The organism is Acidovorax sp. MR-S7, assembly GCF_000400995.2.
Taxonomy (GTDB): domain Bacteria; phylum Pseudomonadota; class Gammaproteobacteria; order Burkholderiales; family Burkholderiaceae_C; genus MR-S7.
In genome coordinates this window covers 348,850-365,696 of sequence record NZ_DF238897.1, presented here as the reverse complement: position 1 = coordinate 365,696, position 16,847 = coordinate 348,850, and the positions used below count along the sequence as shown (strand labels likewise).

The window sequence follows — 16,847 nt, the reverse complement described above, 5'->3', positions numbered from 1 at the left end:
TTCATGCAACCATTAAATGATAACAATTCTCAAATGAATCGCATGAACCATTTCTCCGTCGCCACGGCCCGCTGGGTGTTCGCGGGCGCCGCCTCGCTGGCCTCCTGTGCGCTGGCGGCTCCTGCCCTCGGCACGCTGACGCTGGGGGGCCCGGGCGCCGTGGTGAGCTACCCGCTGATGCACATGGTGGAGACGCAGGCGCTGCGCGCCCATGCGCAGAACGTGGAATTCCGCGTGTGGGAAAGCCACGACCAGCTCAGCGCCCTGCTGGTGCAGAAGAAGCTGGACTTCAGCGCCGCGCCCACCACGCTGCCGGCCCTGCTGGCCAGCAAGGGGCAGAACACGCGCCTGCTCAGCGTGTCCGTCTGGGGGCTGGTGTGGCTGGTGAGCACCGACCCCAAGGTCCAGCGCTTCGCGGACCTGGGCGGCGAGGAACTGCTCTCGCCCTTCCAGCATGACCTGGGCGACGTGCTGATCGACACCCTGCTCACCGCGCAAGCGCAGGACGGCCAGCCCGCCGTGAAAGTGCGCCGCACCCGCACCGGCCAGGACGCGATCGCGCTCATGCTCTCCGGCCAGGGCAGGCACGTGGTGCTGGCCGAGCCCATGGCCTCCATGCTGCTGTGGCGCAACCAGCAGCAGAGAGCGCCCCGCCCCCTGCACCGCGTGCAGAGCCTGGAAGGCGTGTGGGCCACCCAGTTCCCCGCCCAGCCCAGCCTGCCCCAGGCCGGCCTGATGGCCAACGCCACCGTGGCCGACAACCGCGCGCTTTCCGAAGCCGTGGAGCAGGCCTATGCCGCCTCGGCCCGCTGGTGCAAGGCCCAGGCGCTGGAATGCGCCCGGATCGCCCACAAGTACCTGCCCCACATGCCCGTGCCCGTACTGCAGCAGGCCATCGAGGTCACGCGGCTGGAAAGCCGCCCGGCCACGGCCGTGCGTGCGCAGCTGCAGGCGCTCTACACACTGCTGCAGGCCAAGCACCCCAAGGCCATCGGCAACCGGCTGCCGGCCGACGGGTTCTACGGGCCATGATGCGCACGCCCACGCTGCGCACCTCCCGCGCCTGGGCGGCAGCGGGGCTCGCGGCCATCCTGCTCGCCTGGCACGTCACGGCCGGCTACCTGGGGCCGCTGCTCATGGCCACGCCCCAGGAGGCGGTGCTGGCCATCGGCCCCCTGGTCGAGAGCGGCCGCTTCTACCCCGCTGCGGCCACCAGCCTGGGCCGCGCCTTCGTCGGCATCGGCACCGGGTGCCTGTGCGGCTTCGTGCTGGGCCTGGCGGCTGCCGCCCACCCGCGCCTGCGCGGCGCGCTGGAGCCGCTGCGCTGGCTGCTCATGGCCATCCCGTCCGTGGTGGTCGTGCTGCTGGCCATGCTGTGGTTCGGGCTGGGCTCGTCCATGGTGGTTTTCCTCGCGGCGCTGATGACCGCGCCGGGGCTGTACGTGAACACGGTCAAGGGCATGCTGCAGGTGGACCGGCAGCTGCTGGAGATGACGCACGTCTACCGCTTCGGCTTGTGGCTGCGGCTGCGCCACCTCTACATCCCCGCGCTGACCGCACCGCTGAGCGCCGCGCTGCTGATCGCCGTGAACGGCGGCATCCGCCTGGTGGTCATGGCCGAGGTGCTGGGCGCCGACAGCGGCGTGGGCCACGCGCTGGCCAATGCGCGCGCCACGTTCGACAGCGCCGAGCTGTATGCCTGGGTGCTGCTGATCCTGGCCTTCGTCGGGGTGCTGGAGCTGGCGCTCATCCAGCCGCTGCAGCGCACGCTGGGCCGCTGGCAGGAGCTGCGCGATGCTTGAGCTGCACGGACTCGGCCTGCGCTTCGGCGCGCACCAGGTGCTCGAAGGCGTGGACCTGCGCGTGCGGGCGGGCGAGCGCATCGGCCTGCTGGGGCCCAGCGGCGCCGGCAAGAGCGCGCTGCTGCGCCTGGCCTGCGGCCTGCAAAAACCCTCCTGCGGCACGGTGCGCAACGGCTTTTCCCGCACCGTCCTGCTGTTCCAGGAGCCGCGCCTGCTGCCCTGGCGCACCGTGGGCGACAACCTCGCGCTGCCACTGCGGGCAGGTGGCATGGCGCCCGGCGCGGCCCATGCCCAGGCCCTGCAGTGGCTGGAGCGGGTGGAGCTTCCCGCACGCACCGCCCTGGCCTGGCCGCGCGAGCTGTCCGGCGGCATGGCGCAGCGCGCCGCGCTGGCCCGCGCGCTGGCCATGGAGCCCGACCTGCTGCTGCTGGACGAGCCCTTCAGCGCGCTGGACCCCGCGCTGCGCCGGCGCATGGCAGACCTGTGCGTGGCCGCCCTCGCGGAGAGCGGCGCGGCGCTGCTGTGCGTGAGCCACCACCCGCAGGAGCTCGCCTGCATGGTGCAGCGCTGCCTGGAAGTGCGCGGCGCCCGGCTGCGGCCCTGGAACGCCGGCGCATACCCTTTCCCCACGACCGCCCAGGAGCCCACTCCATGACCTACCCCGTCCTGCTGACGATCCACCTGTTCTGCGCCCTGTTCTTCATCGGCACCGTGTTCTTCGAGGTGCTGATGCTCGAAGGCATCCGCAAGCACCTGCCGCGCGAGGTGATGCGCTCCGTCGAGATCGCCATCGGCAGCCGCGCGCGCAAGATCATGCCCTGGGTCCTGCTGGCGCTGTTCAGTGCGGGCATCGGCATGGCCTGGATCCGCTACCTGCCCGTGCTGGCCTCACCGCTGTCCAGCCACCTGGGCGCCATGCTGTGGCTCAAGATCGCGCTGGCCACCAGCGTCTTCGGCCACTTCATCACCGCCATGACGCTGCGCCGGCGCGGCAAGCTGCACAGCCTCCATTTCAAGCGCATCCACCAGAGCGTCTTCGCCCACATGGTGGGCATCGTCCTGCTCGCCAAGTGGATGTTCTACGCCGGGTGACATCCCCTCCCCCTTTCCATCCTCCCTCCATCCTTCGCAGTGCACCGCCATGTCCGCAACCTTCATGAAACGCCCCCCCTGGCCCTCGCCATGCTGGCCCTTCCGTCCCTGGTCCTCGCGCAAGGAGCAGGCGCCGGGCCCACGCTGCCCCCCGTGGTGGTCAGCGGTGATACGGACAGCGCCACGCCGCTGCTGTCTCCCAGCGCCACCCGCCTGCGCCAGCAGCTGGAGCGCACGCCGGGTGGCGTCAACCTCGTCGCGCCACAGGAAAAAGTGCGCCTGAACACCCTGCAGGACGCGATCGGCGGCGAGCCCGGCATCGTGGTGCAGGAGTTCTTCGGCGGCCAGGACCAGCCGCGCCTGAACATCCGCGGCTCGGGCATCCAGAGCAATCCCGTGAACCGCGGCGTACTGCTGCTGCAGGACGGCCTGCCGCTCAACGAGGCGGACGGCTCCTTCGTCATCAGCACGCTGGAGCCGCGCAACAGCGCGCTGGTCTCCGTGCGGCGCGGCGCCAATGCCCAGAGCGCGGCCGCCAGCACGCTGGGCGGCGAGCTGGACTTCCAGTCCGTCGTGGGCGGCCAGGCCAACCACGTACGCCTGGACGCGGGCAGCTTCGGCCGCAAGGGCCTGACCGCCGGCATCGGCGGCCAGGGCGAATACTGGGACGGGCGCATCTTCGTCAGCCACGACGAGGCGGATGGCTACCGCCACCACTCGGCCTCCGAGCGCAGCAGCCTGCACGCCAACGCGGGCTGGCGCTCCTCCGGCATCGAGAACCGCACCTACCTGTCCTACACCGACCTGGGCTTCGACATCCCCAACGTCATTCCCAAGGCGCGCCTGCAGAGCGACCCGCGCAGCGTCCTGGGCGACTACAACACCCCGGTGGACCAGGCCAACAACATCTACCTGCGCGACCCCAACCGCCAGACCCGGCAGCTGCGCCTGGCCAACCGCACGGCCTGGGGCGGCGAGGCGCTCAGCCACACGGTGGGCGTCTACTGGCAAAGCATCGACGACACCTTCACCTCGCCCGCCATGTCCTCCCCCACGGACGGGCACACCACCGGCCTGCAGTGGACGACGCGCGGCCAGTCCGGCGCGCTGGCCTACCGCGCGGGCCTGGACTGGGCGCGCACGAGCATGCAGCGCGACATGCACCCCATCAACGCCGCGGGCCAGCGCCTGCCGGCGGTGGCGCGCTACGACCTGGGCGCGGAGAACCGCAGCGCCAACATCGCCCTGGCCTGGCGCCTGGCGCCGCGGCTCGAAGCGACCGGCGACCTGCGCTACGTCCAATCCATACGCGATGCGCGCGAACTGGGCTCGGGCAGGCAGCTCGACCAGCAGTGGAACGCCGCGCTGCCCAAGGTCGGCGTGCTCTGGCAGGCCAGCGATGCCACCCGCGCGTTCGCCAACCTGAGCCGCAGCAGCGAGGCGCCCACGTACTGGGAAATCCTCTCGGGCGCCACGATGAACCGCCTGGACCTGCAGCGCGCCTGGACCGCCGAGGTCGGCGCCCGCGGCAGCTACGGCACGGGCCGCGACGCAGGCGAATGGTCCGCCAGCGTCTACCGCAGCCACGTGCGCGACGAGCTGATGGAAGTGTTCTCGGACGACGGCACCACCTCGGGCACCTTCAACTACCGCGACCGCACTGTCCACCAGGGCGTGGAGCTGGGCGCCAAGGGGCAGGTCGGCTGGGGCGGCACCACCCTGCAATACCAGGCGGCCTACACGTTCAACGACTTCCGCTTCCGCGCAGGGGAGTACGCGGGCAACCGCATCGCGGGCATTCCCCGCCACCTGCTGCATGCGGAGCTGATGGTCCGCCAGGGCCCCTGGAGCATGGGCCCCACGCTGCGCTGGAAGCCCGGCAAGACCCCCACCAACCACGCCAACACCGCCGGCACGGAGCAAGACAGCTACGCCCTGCTCGGCCTGCGCGTGGCCTACCAGCCCGGCAGCCAGTGGCAGGCCTACGTGAGCGTGGACAACCTGACCGACCGCACCTACGCCAGCGCCTTCGTCATCCGCGGCACGGGCACGGCCGCCATGCCCACTTTCCTGTCGGGCAACGGGCGCAGCATCAGCGCCGGCCTGACGTACAGATTCTGAGCACTCCCCTGAGTCGCTTCGCGCCTTCCCCCAGCGCTCGCATTGCTGCGCAATGCGGGCAGGGGGACGCCACCAGCGCGGCGGGGCGGCGCGGCCGGCTCAGGCCCTTGCGCGGTGGCCCACGCCTGGCGTGGTGCCGACTTTATGCGTCGTGGGCGACGAGCAGCGCGATGAAACGCGTCAGCAGACACGGGCCATCGCGTCAGGCCGGCCCCCAAGGCCCCGCCAGGTTCTTGAGCAACGCGTTCACCGCCGCCAGCCGGCGGCTGCGCACATCGAGCAGGCTGCGCCGCGCGGCCAGCACCGTGGTCTGCGCGCTCAGCACGTTGAGGTAGGCCACCGTGCCGGCCTGGTACTGGTTGGTGGCCACGTCCAGCGCCTTCTGCGCAGCGGCCACGGCCTCCTGCTGCAACTGCTGTTCCCGGGCCAGGCTGGCGGCGGCCACGAGGTTGTCCTCCACCTCCTGCAGGGCCGCGAGCACCGTCTGGCGGTAGGTGGCCGCGGCCAGGTCCAGCGCGGCGCGTGCCGACTCCACGGCCGCGTCGCGCGCGCCGCCGTCGAACAGCGCCACGGCGAGCTGCGGGCCCAGCGACCAGAACAGGTGCGGCGCGCTCACCAGGTCCGACAGCGATGCGCCGCGGTAGCCCGCCGCCGCCGACAGCGTGAGCGCGGGGAAGTACGCCGCCCGCGCCACGCCCACCTGGGCATTGGCCGCCGCCGCCCTCCGCTCTGCCGCGGCGATGTCGGGGCGGCGCTCCAGCAGTTGCGAGGGCAGTTCGCCCGGCACCGCGGGCGGCGCGGGCAGCACGCCCGTGGGCGGCAGGTCGAAGGCGGCAGGCGGCAGGCCCAGCAGGGCGGCCAGCGCGTGCTCGAGCTGCGCGCGGCCGGCCTGCGATTCCAGCAGCTGCGCCTGCGTGCTTTTGTACTGCGCCTCGGCCTGCGCCACGTCGGCGGACGAGGCCACGCCCGCGCGGTAGCGGTTGCGCGTGACCTGCCAGCTCTGCGCGTAGGCGGCGAGCGTTTCCTGCAGCAGCTGCATCTGCGCCTCGGCTGCGCGCAGCGAGAAGTAGGCCTGCGCCACGCTGGCCTGCAGGGACAGGCGCGCGGTGGCCAGGTCGGCGGCGCTGGCCTGGACGCCTGCCTGGGCCGCATCCACCGCACCGGACAGGCGGCCCCACAGGTCCAGCTCCCAGCTGGCGTTCAGCCCCAGGCTGTAGCTGCTGGCCGTGGCGCCCGAGCGCGCGGAACTGTCGCCGCCGGTGCCGCTGCGCGCACGCTGGGCGCTGGCCGATGCGCCCAGCGTGGGCCACAGCCCGGCCTGGCTGCCGGCCACCGCCGCCTGGGCCGCGCGCAGCCGCGCCACGGCCTGCGCCAGGCTCGGGCTGCCCTGCGCGGCCAGGGCCTGCAGGCGGTCGAGCTCGGGGTCGCCATACACCGTCCACCACGCGGCGGGCACGGCAAGGGGCGCCATGCCGTCCGCATGCCGGGCAGGCTGCCACAGGCCCGCCTGCTGCGCCTGCGCGGCCTGCTTGAAATGCTCCGGCACGTCGATGCGCGGCGGCACGTAGGGCGCCTGCGCCGCGCAGCCCGCCAGCAGCAGGGCGCAGGCGGGCAGTGCGCGGAAAACGGGGGGCAAGTGCTTCATTTTCAATAGCTGGTTGCGCTTGATGGACGGGCGCTGGAGCCGTTTTTTACCTTGAACCAAACGCGCATGCGCTGGCGCAGCCGGTCGAGCACCACGTAGACCACTGGCGTGGTGTAGAGCGTGAGCACCTGGCTCATGAGCAGCCCGCCGACGATGGCGATGCCCAGCGGCTGGCGCAGCTCGGCCCCGTCGCCGCGCCCCAGCGCCAGCGGCAGCGCGCCGAAGATGGCGGCCAGCGTGGTCATGAGGATGGGCCGCAGCCGCAGGTGGCAGGCGCGGTAGATGGCCTGCGCGGGCGTGATGCGGCCGGTGCGCTGCCGCTCCAGCGCGAAGTCGATCATCATGATCGCGTTCTTCTTCACGATGCCGATGAGCAGGATCACGCCGATCAGCGCGATCAGCGAGAACTCGGTCTTGAACAGCATCAGCGCCAGCAGCGCACCCACGCCGGCCGAGGGCAGCGTGGAGAGAATGGTGAACGGGTGTACGAGGTTTTCGTAGAGCACTCCGAGCACGAGGTAGATGGTGACGATGGCCGCGAGGATGAGCAGCGGCTGCCCCGCCAGCGCCTGCTGGAACGCGCCCGCCGTGCCGCTGAAGGAGCCGCGCACCGACACGGGCACGCCCAGGCCCGCCACGGCGTCGCGGATCGCGTCGTTGGCCTGCGAGAGCGACACGCCCGGCGCGAGGCCGTAGCTGATGGTGCTGGCGGGCGTGCCGCGCTCGTGGTTCACGGACAGCGGCGTGTTGGTCTGCGTGATGCGCGCGAAGGCGGTGAGCGGCACCTGCGCGCCGTCCCGGTTCACGAAGAAGAAGCCGCGCAGCGTCTCGGGGCTCTGCAGGTAGCGCGGCGCGGCCTCCATCACCACGCGGTACTGGTTGAGCGGGTTGAAGATCACGCCCACCTGGCGCTGGCCGAAGGCGTCGTTCAGCGTGGCGTCGATCTGCGCCACCGTCAGGCCCAGGCGCGTGGCGGCGTCGCGGTCGATGACCAGCGTGGTCTGCAGGCCGTAGTCCTGCACGTCGCTGTTCACGTCTTCCAGCTCGGGCAGCGCGGAGAGCACCTGGCGGATGCGCGGCTCCCAGGTGCGCAGGTCGGCGATGTCGTCGGCCTGCAGCGTGTAGTCGTAGGAGCCGCTGCTCTGCCGCCCGCCGATGCGCACGTCGGACTGCGCCATCATGAACAGGCGCGCGCCCGGCTCGTCCTTGAGCTTGCCGCGCAGGCGGTTGATGACCTCGTCACTCGACGCCTTGCGCTCCGCCAATGGCTTGAGCGACATGAACATCATGGCCGAGTTGGGCCGCCCGCCGCCCGTGAAGCCGGTCACATATTCCACGGCCGGGTCTTCCTGCACGATGGCGAGGAAGCGCTTGAGCCGCTGCTCCATCGCCTGGTACGAGGTGGCCTGGTCGGCACGGATGAAGCCCATCACGCGGCCCGTGTCCTGCTCGGGCATGAAGCCCTTGTCGATGGTCACGTAGAGGTGCACGTTGAGCGCCACCACGCCCCCCAGAACGACGAGCAGCAGCGGCTGGTGGCGCAGGCTCCAGGCGAGGCTCCTGCGGTAGAGGCGCTGGCTGGCCCGGCCCAGCCGCGCGAACCATGCGCCCATGCGCGTTGCGCGCTGCGGCCCCGGGCGCAGCAGCGCCGCGCACATCATGGGCGTGGTGGTGAGCGAGACGACCATCGACACCAGGATGGCCGCCGACATGACCACCGCAAACTCGCGGAAGAACCGCCCCACGATGCCGCCCATGAACAGGATGGGCACGAACACGGCGATCAGCGACAGGCTCATGGAGACGACGGTGAAGCCGATCTCGCGCGCGCCGTCGATGGCGGCGCGCAGCGCGGTCTTGCCGCGCTCCATGTGGCGCATCACGTTCTCCAGCACCACGATGGCGTCGTCCACCACGAAGCCCGTGGCGACGGTGAGCGCCATGAGCGAGAGGTTGTCCAGCGTGTAGCCCGCGAGGTACATCACCCCGAACGTGCCCGCCAGCGAAGCGGGCACGGCCACGGCCGGGATCAGCGTGGCGCGGCCGTTGCGCAGGAACAGGAACACCACCAGGATCACCAGCGCCACGGCGATCACCAGCGAATGCTCCACCTCCTCCACCGAGGCGCGCAGCGTGGGCGTGCGGTCGGAGACGACGGTGATGTCGATGGCCTCGGGGATCGAGGCCTTCAATTGCGGCAGCAGCGCGCGCACGCGCTCCACCGCCTCGATGATGTTGGCGCCCGGCTGCTTCTGGATCTGCAGCAGGATCGCGGGCCTGCCGTTGGAGACGCCGTAGTTGCGTACATCCTGCACGGAATCGGTCACCTCGGCCACGTCGGCCAGGCGCACCGCGTTGCCGTTGCGCCAGGTGAGCACCAGCGGCGCGTAGTCCGCCGCCGTGCGCGCCTGGTCGTTGGCCGCCACCTGCCAGTAGTGGTCTTCGCGCTCCACCGCGCCCAGCGGGCGGTTGGCGTTGGTGCTGGAGATGGCCGAGCGCACCTGCTCCAGCGAGATCCCGTTGGCCGCGAGCCGCACCGGGTCGAGCGACACCCGCACCGCGGGCAGCGCGCCGCCGCTGACCGAGGCCTGCCCCACCCCCTCGATCTGCGAGAGCTTCTGCGCGAGCACGGTGGAGGCCGCGTCGTACATCTGCCCGCGCGTGAGGCTGTCCGACGTGAGCGCCAGGATCATGATGGGCGCGTCCGCCGGGTTGATCTTGCGGTACGTGGGGTTGCTGGGCATGCCTGTGGGCAGCAGCGTGCGCGCCGCGTTGATGGCGGCCTGCACGTCGCGCGCGGCGCTGTCCACGTCGCGCGAGAGGTCGAACTGCAGGGTGATGCGGGTGCTGCCGAGGCTGGAGCTGGAGGTGATCTCGGTGACGCCCGCGATGGCGCCCAGGGACCGCTCCAGCGGGGTGGCCACGGTGGCGGCCATGGTGTCGGGACTGGCGCCGGGGAGGCTGGCGGAGACGGAGATGGTGGGAATGTCGACCTGGGGGAGTGGGGCGACGGGCAGCAGGAAGTACGACACGGCGCCGGCCAGGGCCAGGCCGATGGTCAGGAGCATCGTGGCGATGGGCCGGTGGATGAAGGGCGTGGAGAGGCTCACGGCTCGCCCTCGCTTCCGGTGCTATCAAAAAGCATAGCTGCTCGCGCTTGGCACATGGGCGTTTCAGCCATTTTTGGCCTCCGCCCCACGCACCCGCTGCGCCCACCCCTCGAACGTCAGGTAGATCACCGGCGTGGTGAACAGCGTGAGCAACTGGCTCAGCAGCAGACCGCCCACCAGCGTCACGCCCAGCGGATGCCGCAACTCGCTGCCCACGCCCGATCCCAGCATCAGCGGCAGCGCCCCCAGCAGCGCCGCCAGCGTGGTCATCAGGATGGGCCGAAAGCGCAGCAGGCAGGCCTGGAAGATGGCCTCGCGCGCCGGCAGGCCCTGGTCGCGCTGCGCCTCCAGCGCGAAGTCGATCATCATGATCGCGTTCTTCTTGACGATGCCGATCAGCAGCACGATGCCGATGACGGCGATGATGTCCAGCTCCAGCCCTGCCGCCAGCAGCGCCAGCAGCGCCCCCACCGCCGCCGAGGGCAGCGTGGACAGGATGGTGACCGGGTGGATCGTGCTCTCGTAGAGCACGCCGAGCACGATGTACATCGTGACCACGGCCGCCAAAACGAGCAGCAGCGTGTTCGACAAAGACGCCTGGAACGCCAGCGCCGCACCCTGGAACTCCGTGTCCACGGACAGCGGCAGCTCGCCCGCCACGCGCATGTCCCGCATCACGCCCTGCACGGCGGCCACCGCATCGCCCAGCGCCACGCCGGGCGCGGTGTTGAATGACACGGTGGCCGCGGGCAGCTGCCCCACGTGGTTCACAGCCAGGGCCATGCTGCGCTCGCTCACCGTGGCGATGGACGACAGCGGCACCGGCGGGCCGCTGCTGCTGGCCACGTGGATGGACTGCAGCGCCTGCGGCCCGAGCTTGAACTGGGGCGCCACCTCCAGCACCACGCGGTACTGGTTGGACTGCGTGAAGATGGTGGAGATGAGGCGCTGGCCGAAGGCGTTGTAGAGCGCCGTGTCCACCGCCGCCACGGTCACGCCCAGGCGGCTGGCCTGGGCGCGGTCGATCTGCACGTAGGCCTGGCGGCCCAGCGTCTGCTGGTCGCTGGCGACCTGGAGCAGCTCTGGCAGGCGCTGCATGCGCTCCACCAGGGCGGCGGTGCTGCGTCCCAGCTGCTCCATGTCGGGCGAGGACAGCAGCAGCTGGTACTGCGTGCGCGCCACGCGGTCCTCGATGGTCAGGTCCTGCACGGGCTGGACGTAGAGGCGGATGCCGGGCACGTCGTGCGTGCTCCGCTCCAGCCGGTGCAGCACCACAGAGGCGCTGTCGCGCTGGGCGTGGGGCTTCAGGTCGATGAGCAGGCGGCCGGTGTTGAGCGTGGTGTTGGTGCCGTCCACGCCGATGAAGGACGAGAGGCTCTGCACCGCCGGGTCCTGCAGCAAACGCTCGGCCAGGGCCTGCTGGCGTTCGGCCATGGCGGCGAAGGAGATGGACTGGTCGGCCTCCGTCGTGGCCTGCAGCGTGCCCGTGTCCTGCGTCGGAAAGAAGCCCTTGGGCACGGCGAAGTACAGCAGCGCGGTGATGGCCAGCGTGGCGAGAAACACGATCCACGTGAGCGGGCGATGGTCGAGCACCCAGCCGAGCACGCGCCCGTAGCGCTCGATGGTGCGGTCGAAGAAGCGGCCCGTAGCGTAGTAGAGGCGCCCGTGGCTCTCCTCGGGCGTGTGCTTGAGCAGCCGCGCGCACAGCATGGGCGTGAGCGTGAGCGAGACCACGGCCGAGATGAGGATGGCCACCGCCATGGTGATGGCGAACTCGTGGAACAGCCGGCCCACCACGTCGCCCATGAACAGGAGCGGGATCAGCACCGCGATCAGCGAGATGGTGAGCGAGATGATGGTGAAGCCGATCTGCTTGGCGCCCTTGAGCGCGGCCTGCAGCGGCGGCTCGCCCTGCTCCACGTAGCGGGCGATGTTCTCGATCATCACGATGGCGTCGTCCACCACGAAGCCGGTGGAGATGGTGAGCGCCATCAGCGTGAGGTTGTTGATCGAGAAGCCGGCGAGGTACATCACGCCGAAGGTGCCCACGAGCGAGAGCGGCACGGCGACGCTCGGGATCAGCGTGGCCGTGCTGCTGCGCAGGAAGACGAAGATCACCGCCACCACCAGGACGATGGCCAGCATCAGCTCCGCCTGCATGTCGTGCACCGACGCGCGGATGGTCACCGTGCGGTCGGTGAGCACCTGCACGTCGAGCGAGGCGGGCAACGTTTCCTTGAGCTGCGGCAGCAGGGCCTGGATGCGGTCCACCGTGTCGATCACGTTGGCGCCGGGCTGGCGCTTGATGTTGAGGATCACGCCCGCGCGCACGCCGCTGTCCGGCGTGCCGGCCCAGGCGGCCAGGCGGGTGTTCTCGGCGTCGTCCACGGTGTCGGCCACGTCGGACAGGCGCACGGGGCTGCCGTTCCGGAACGCGATGATGAGGCTGCGGTATTCCTGCGCGGACTGGAGCTGGTCGTTGGCGTCGATGGTCGATGCGCGCTCGGGGCCGTCGAAGCCGCCCTTGGCGGCCTTCACGTTGGCCGCCGCGATCGCGCTGCGCACGTCCTCCAGCGTCATCCCCAGCCCCGCCAGCGCCGTGGGGTTGGCCTGGATGCGCACCGCCGGCCGCCGCCCGCCGGCGATGGCCACGAGGCCCACGCCCTTGACCTGCGAGAGCTTGGGCGCCAGGCGGTTCTCCACCAGGTCGTTCACGCGGATCACCGGCAGCGAGGGCGAGCTGATGGCCAGCGTGAGCACGGGCGCGTCCGCCGGGTTGACCTTGCTGTAGAGCGGCGGCATGGGCAGGTCGCCGGGCAGCAGGGAGGTGGCGGCGTTGATGGCGGCCTGCACCTGCTGCTCAGCCACGTCCATGGACATGTCGAGCGCGAAGCGCAGCGTGACCACCGATGCGCCGCCCGAACTGGTGGACGACATCTGCGCCAGCCCCGGCATCTGGCCGAACTGGCGCTCCAGCGGCGCGGTGACGTTGGAGGTCATCACGTCGGGGCTGGCGCCCGGATAGAGCGTGGTGACCTGGATGGTGGGGTAGTCCACCTCGGGCAGCGCAGAGATCGGCAGCAGCCGGTAGGCCAGCACGCCCGCGATGAGCACGGCCACCATCAGCAGCGTGGTGGCGATCGGCCGCAGGATGAAGAGGCGCGACAGGTTCATGGCGCCGCCGGTTCAGCGCGTGGCGGATGCGGGCGCCGAAGCCGGGGCAGCGGGCGCGCCGCCGCCCTGCCCCGCGCGCTCGGCCCGCAGCTTCTCGAGGTAGGCGCGCCGCTCCTCGGGCGCCATCGTCGCGAGCTTGGCGCGCACCTCGGGCGGCAGGTTGCGCGCGCCGCGCGGCCGGCCGGCCGCATCGCTCACGGCCTGGTCCACCTTCTGCACCTTGTCGGCGGCGATCACCGTGACCTTCGCGCCCTCGCGCAGGCGGTCGATCCCGTCGGTGACCACCTGGTCGCCGGGCTGCAGCTCGCCGCGCACGCTCACGCGGTCGCCGTCCGCCACGCCCACGGCCAGGCGCCGCTGGGTCACGGTGCCGTCGCCCTGCACCAGGTACACGTAGTTGTTCTGCACGGCGGCGCCGGGCACGGTGAGGGCCTGCTCCAGCAGGTCGAGTTGCAGCCGAACGTTGACGAACTGGTTGGGGAACAGGCGCCCCTCGGCGTTGTCGAACGCGGCCTTGGCCTTCACGGTGCCGGTGGTGGCGTCGATGGCGTTGTCCAGCGCGTTCAGGCGGCCTTGGGCCAGCAGGTTCTTCTGCTCGCGGTCCCACAGCTCCACGGGCAGCGCGCGGCCCCCGGCCAGGCGGCGGGCGATGGCGTCCACGTGCGCCTCGGGCAGGGAGAACACCGCATCGATGGGCTTGATCTGGGTGATGGTGACGATGCCGTTCGCGTCCGACGGGTTCACCACGTTGCCCAGGTCGGCCTGGCGCAAGCCCAGCCGCCCGGAGATGGGCGCGGTGATGCGCGTGTAGCCCAGCTGCAGCTGCGCCATGTCCACCTGCGCCTGGTCGGCCGCCACCGTGCCCTGGTACTGGCGCACCAGCGCGGCCTGCGTGTCCACCTGCTGGCTGGCGATGGAGTCCTGCGCCTTCAGCGCCTCGTAGCGCTGCAGGTCGAGCTGGGCGTTGCGCAGTAGCGCCTGGTCGCGCTGCAAGGTGCCCTGGGCCTGGCTCAGCGTGGCCTGGTAGCTGCGCGGGTCGATCTGCGCCAGCAGCTGGCCGGCGCGCACCTCGTCGCCCTCCTTGAAATGGAGCTTCTGCAGCTCACCCGCCACCTTGGCCCGCACCACGGCGGTGGCGCGGGCGTTCAGGGTGCCGATGGCGTTGACCAGCACGCGCATGTCGCGCCGGTCCACCACGCCCACCGACACGGGCTGCGCCTGCGGCCCCGCCATCGTGCCCATGCGCGGGCCGCCGGGGCCGCGCGCCACGGCGGGCTCGCCGCCGCCCTGGCGCTGCGTCCACCACCAGGCGCCTCCCGCCACGGCCAGGGCCACCAGGACGGCGGCCACGGCGGGCCTGCGGTGTGAAAGAGGTCTGCGCGGCATGGAGGGTTCGTCTCTGGCGTTGGGGCCAATGGATCATAGCGAGCGGCAATCGACGGACGGCCTTGACATAAGTGAAGCGCAGGTAAAGCCCTACACTTGCGCGTTTTCGTCTTTCAGCCCCACCCATGACGTACTGCGTCGCCATCAAGCTCAACGCCGGACTGGTCTTCCTCTCCGACTCCCGCACCAACGCCGGCCTGGACCAGATCAGCTCCTTCCGCAAGATGATGGTCTACGAGAAGGCGGGCGACCGCTTCATGGTGCTGCTGTCGGCGGGCAACCTGAGCATCTCGCAGTCGGTGCGCGAGATCCTGCAGGTGCAGCAGCTCCACGACGCGGGCGACGGCAAGGGCGACGCGCCGCTGACCATCTGGAGCGCCACCAGCATGTTCGACGTGGCCCGCCTGGCCGGCGCCGCCGTGCGCCGCGTGTACGAGCGCGACGGCGCGGCGCTGCAGCGCGCGGGCGTGGATTTCAACGTCTCGCTGCTGCTGGGCGGCCAGATCAAGGGCGAGGGCATGCGCCTGTTCCAGGTCTACTCGGCCGGCAACTTCATCGAATCCACGGCCGAGACGCCCTACTTCCAGGTGGGCGAGTCCAAGTACGGCAAGCCCGTGCTGGACCGCGTGCTCACCCCCGACACGCCGCTGAACGAAGCCGCCAAGTGCGCGCTGGTGTCGATGGACAGCACGCTCAAGTCCAACCTGTCCGTGGGCCTGCCGCTGGACCTGGTGGTGTACGAGGAAGGGCGCCTGGCGACCGACCGCATCGTCTGCATCGACGAGAACAACCCCTACTTCCGCATGCTGCACAGCCGCTGGGGCGAGAAGCTGCGCCAGGTCTTCGACAGCATCGAGGACCCGGCCTGGAACGGCGGCACCACCGACGTGCCGATCCGCGTGGAGCCCGCGCGCAGCCGGCCACTCAAGAAAATCACCAACCCGCGCGACAAGCTCATCTGAAGGGGCCCGCGCCATGGCCGCCATCGTCTTCTCCCACGCCAACAGCTTTCCGGCGAGCACCTACCGCGTGCTGTTCAAGCACCTGCGCGAGCGGGGCTTCGAGGTCAGCGCCGTGGAGCGCTACGGGCACGACGAGAAGTACCCCGTCACCAACAACTGGCCGCACCTGGTGCAGCACCTGGCGGATTTCGCCGCGCGCGAACAGCAGCGCACCGGGCGGCAGGCCTTCCTGGTCGGCCATTCGCTCGGCGGCTTCCTCAGCGTGATGGCCGCAGCGCGCCACCCGGAGCTGGCGCGCGGCGTGGTGCTGATCGACTCGCCCCTCATCGGCGGCTGGCGCGCCAGCGCTTTAGGCGTGGCCAAGCAGACGCAGGTGGTCGGCTCCGTGTCGCCAGGCCGCGTGAGCCGCGCACGGCGCAACACCTGGGACAGCACGCAGGAGGCGCTGGAGCACTTCCGCCGCAAGAAAGCCTTCGCGCGCTGGGACCCGCGCGTGCTGCACGACTACGTGACCCACGGCCTTCGCGACCACGAGGGCAAGCGCGTGCTGGCCTTCGACCGCGCAGTGGAAACGCAGATCTACAACACCCTGCCGCACAACCTCGCCGCCCTGCTGCGCGCGCACCCGCTGCGCTGCCCGGCCGCCTTCATCGGCGGGCGCGATTCGGTGGAGATGCGCCAGGTGGGCATGGCCATGACGCAGCGCATCACCCAGGGGCGCGTGATGATGCTCGACGGCAGCCACCTCTTTCCCATGGAGCAGCCGCTGGCGACGGCCGCGGCCATCGAAGCCACGCTGCTGAACCTTCAGTCGCTGGAGCGAAAGACCTGAAGCCTTTTCGGCCCCCAGCGCTTATCCAGAAAGCGCCAGAAGCTCACTTTTCGGTAGCAATCAGAATCCGCGCATCTCGCCCCATTCCTCGAAGGGGGCGCGGCCCGCACGCAGGGCGTTGATGGGCGCGGCCGTGTCCTCGTAGCCCAGCGCCACGCCGAAGGCCACGCGGTAGGGCGCGGGCAGCCGCAGCGCCTCGCGCAGCGTGCCCTCGTAGCGGCGCCAGAAGCCCTGCGGGCAGGTGGCCAGGCCGTGCTCCACGGCCAGCAGCATCAGCGACTGCAGGTAGATGCCCAGATCGGCCCACTGCGGCAGGCCCATGCGCTCGTCCGCGCAGACGAACACGCCCACGGGCGCGCCGAAGAACTCGGCGTTCTTCGCCAGCTGGCGCAGGCGCGCGGCCTTGTCCTCGCGCGGGATGCCCAGGGTGCGGTACAGGTCCTCGCCATTGGCGAATCGCCGCGTGCGGTAGGGCTCCCACAGGTCGGGCGGGTAGGAGACGTTGTTCGCCCCGTCTTCAGGCACGGCGGCGGCCACCGCATCCAGCACGGCGCGCAGCGGCTCGCCCGTGAGCGCCACCACGCGCCAGGGCTGCAGGTTGCCGCCCGAGGCAGCCTGGGCCGCCTCCCGCAGCAGGGTCTGCACGAGCGGCGCGGGAGGCGCATCGGGCAGGAAGGCGCGCACGGAGCGGCGCTGGCGCAAGGCGTCTGAAACGTTCATGGG

The 16,847-nt window shown here is 71.0% G+C and carries 12 protein-coding genes; 7 read left to right on the top strand and 5 right to left on the bottom strand.

Annotated elements, in window-relative coordinates; translation table 11 throughout:
* Positions 1 to 42 precede the first annotated feature (42 nt).
* From AVS7_RS03985 to AVS7_RS03965, 5 genes are all read left to right on the top strand, one after another.
* The gene (locus AVS7_RS03985) at positions 43 to 1,032 is read left to right on the top strand and encodes an ABC transporter substrate-binding protein (protein WP_020230421.1); all 990 of its coding nucleotides are present in this window, start codon (positions 43 to 45) and stop codon (positions 1,030 to 1,032) included.
* Entirely contained in the window at positions 1,032 to 1,802 is a 771-nt protein-coding gene (locus AVS7_RS03980) for an ABC transporter permease (RefSeq protein WP_024000911.1), read from the top strand. Before AVS7_RS03985 ends, AVS7_RS03980 begins: the two co-directional genes overlap by 1 nt.
* Entirely contained in the window at positions 1,795 to 2,457 is a 663-nt protein-coding gene (locus tag AVS7_RS03975; RefSeq protein WP_020230419.1) for an ATP-binding cassette domain-containing protein, read from the top strand. Before AVS7_RS03980 ends, AVS7_RS03975 begins: the two co-directional genes overlap by 8 nt.
* Positions 2,454 to 2,894: a CopD family copper resistance protein gene (locus tag AVS7_RS03970; RefSeq protein ID WP_020230418.1), complete on the top strand. Its 441-nt coding sequence runs from the start codon at positions 2,454 to 2,456 to the stop codon at positions 2,892 to 2,894. Before AVS7_RS03975 ends, AVS7_RS03970 begins: the two co-directional genes overlap by 4 nt.
* Before the next feature lie 90 nt (positions 2,895 to 2,984).
* The gene (locus AVS7_RS03965) at positions 2,985 to 5,015 is read left to right on the top strand and encodes a TonB-dependent receptor domain-containing protein (RefSeq protein ID WP_020230417.1); all 2,031 of its coding nucleotides are present in this window, start codon (positions 2,985 to 2,987) and stop codon (positions 5,013 to 5,015) included.
* A 202-nt stretch (positions 5,016 to 5,217) separates the two neighbouring features.
* Here AVS7_RS03965 and AVS7_RS03960 read toward each other — a convergent pair whose 3' ends face one another.
* The 4 genes from AVS7_RS03960 to AVS7_RS03945 form a co-directional block, all read right to left on the bottom strand.
* Entirely contained in the window at positions 5,218 to 6,660 is a 1,443-nt protein-coding gene (locus tag AVS7_RS03960) for an efflux transporter outer membrane subunit (RefSeq protein WP_020230416.1), read from the bottom strand.
* A gap of 2 nt (positions 6,661 to 6,662) precedes the next feature.
* Positions 6,663 to 9,770: a multidrug efflux RND transporter permease subunit gene (locus tag AVS7_RS03955; protein ID WP_020230415.1), complete on the bottom strand. Its 3,108-nt coding sequence runs from the start codon at positions 9,768 to 9,770 to the stop codon at positions 6,663 to 6,665.
* A 63-nt stretch (positions 9,771 to 9,833) separates the two neighbouring features.
* Entirely contained in the window at positions 9,834 to 12,944 is a 3,111-nt protein-coding gene (locus AVS7_RS03950) for an MdtB/MuxB family multidrug efflux RND transporter permease subunit (RefSeq protein WP_020230414.1), read from the bottom strand.
* A gap of 12 nt (positions 12,945 to 12,956) precedes the next feature.
* Positions 12,957 to 14,330: an MdtA/MuxA family multidrug efflux RND transporter periplasmic adaptor subunit gene (locus tag AVS7_RS03945; protein ID WP_049696835.1), complete on the bottom strand. Its 1,374-nt coding sequence runs from the start codon at positions 14,328 to 14,330 to the stop codon at positions 12,957 to 12,959.
* A gap of 125 nt (positions 14,331 to 14,455) precedes the next feature.
* Here AVS7_RS03945 and AVS7_RS03940 point away from each other — a divergent pair, with 125 nt between their 5' ends.
* Together AVS7_RS03940 and AVS7_RS03935 are read left to right on the top strand one after the other, a co-directional pair.
* On the top strand, positions 14,456 to 15,292 hold the full coding sequence (locus AVS7_RS03940; RefSeq protein WP_020230412.1) for a proteasome-type protease: 837 nt from the start codon (positions 14,456 to 14,458) through the stop codon (positions 15,290 to 15,292).
* A gap of 13 nt (positions 15,293 to 15,305) precedes the next feature.
* Positions 15,306 to 16,124: an alpha/beta fold hydrolase gene (locus tag AVS7_RS03935; protein WP_020230411.1), complete on the top strand. Its 819-nt coding sequence runs from the start codon at positions 15,306 to 15,308 to the stop codon at positions 16,122 to 16,124.
* Positions 16,125 to 16,184: 60 nt separating this feature from the next.
* Here the strand turns inward: AVS7_RS03935 and AVS7_RS03930 are convergent, their stop codons facing one another.
* Entirely contained in the window at positions 16,185 to 16,844 is a 660-nt protein-coding gene (locus AVS7_RS03930) for a nitroreductase (RefSeq protein WP_024000908.1), read from the bottom strand.
* Positions 16,845 to 16,847: the final 3 nt, after the last annotated feature.

What these genes read in the sequence shown, in the direction of transcription:
- AVS7_RS03985 (WP_020230421.1), top strand. Translation starts at nt 43, where the DNA reads ATGAACCATTTCTCCGTCGCCACGGCCCGCTGGGTGTTCGCGGGCGCC.
- AVS7_RS03980 (WP_024000911.1), top strand. Translation starts at nt 1,032, where the DNA reads ATGCGCACGCCCACGCTGCGCACCTCCCGCGCCTGGGCGGCAGCGGGG.
- AVS7_RS03975 (WP_020230419.1), top strand. Translation starts at nt 1,795, where the DNA reads ATGCTTGAGCTGCACGGACTCGGCCTGCGCTTCGGCGCGCACCAGGTG.
- AVS7_RS03970 (WP_020230418.1), top strand. Translation starts at nt 2,454, where the DNA reads ATGACCTACCCCGTCCTGCTGACGATCCACCTGTTCTGCGCCCTGTTC.
- AVS7_RS03965 (WP_020230417.1), top strand. Translation starts at nt 2,985, where the DNA reads ATGCTGGCCCTTCCGTCCCTGGTCCTCGCGCAAGGAGCAGGCGCCGGG.
- AVS7_RS03960 (WP_020230416.1), bottom strand. Translation starts at nt 6,660, where the DNA reads ATGAAGCACTTGCCCCCCGTTTTCCGCGCACTGCCCGCCTGCGCCCTG.
- AVS7_RS03950 (WP_020230414.1), bottom strand. Translation starts at nt 12,944, where the DNA reads ATGAACCTGTCGCGCCTCTTCATCCTGCGGCCGATCGCCACCACGCTG.
- AVS7_RS03945 (WP_049696835.1), bottom strand. Translation starts at nt 14,330, where the DNA reads ATGCCGCGCAGACCTCTTTCACACCGCAGGCCCGCCGTGGCCGCCGTC.
- AVS7_RS03940 (WP_020230412.1), top strand. Translation starts at nt 14,456, where the DNA reads ATGACGTACTGCGTCGCCATCAAGCTCAACGCCGGACTGGTCTTCCTC.
- AVS7_RS03935 (WP_020230411.1), top strand. Translation starts at nt 15,306, where the DNA reads ATGGCCGCCATCGTCTTCTCCCACGCCAACAGCTTTCCGGCGAGCACC.
- AVS7_RS03930 (WP_024000908.1), bottom strand. Translation starts at nt 16,844, where the DNA reads ATGAACGTTTCAGACGCCTTGCGCCAGCGCCGCTCCGTGCGCGCCTTC.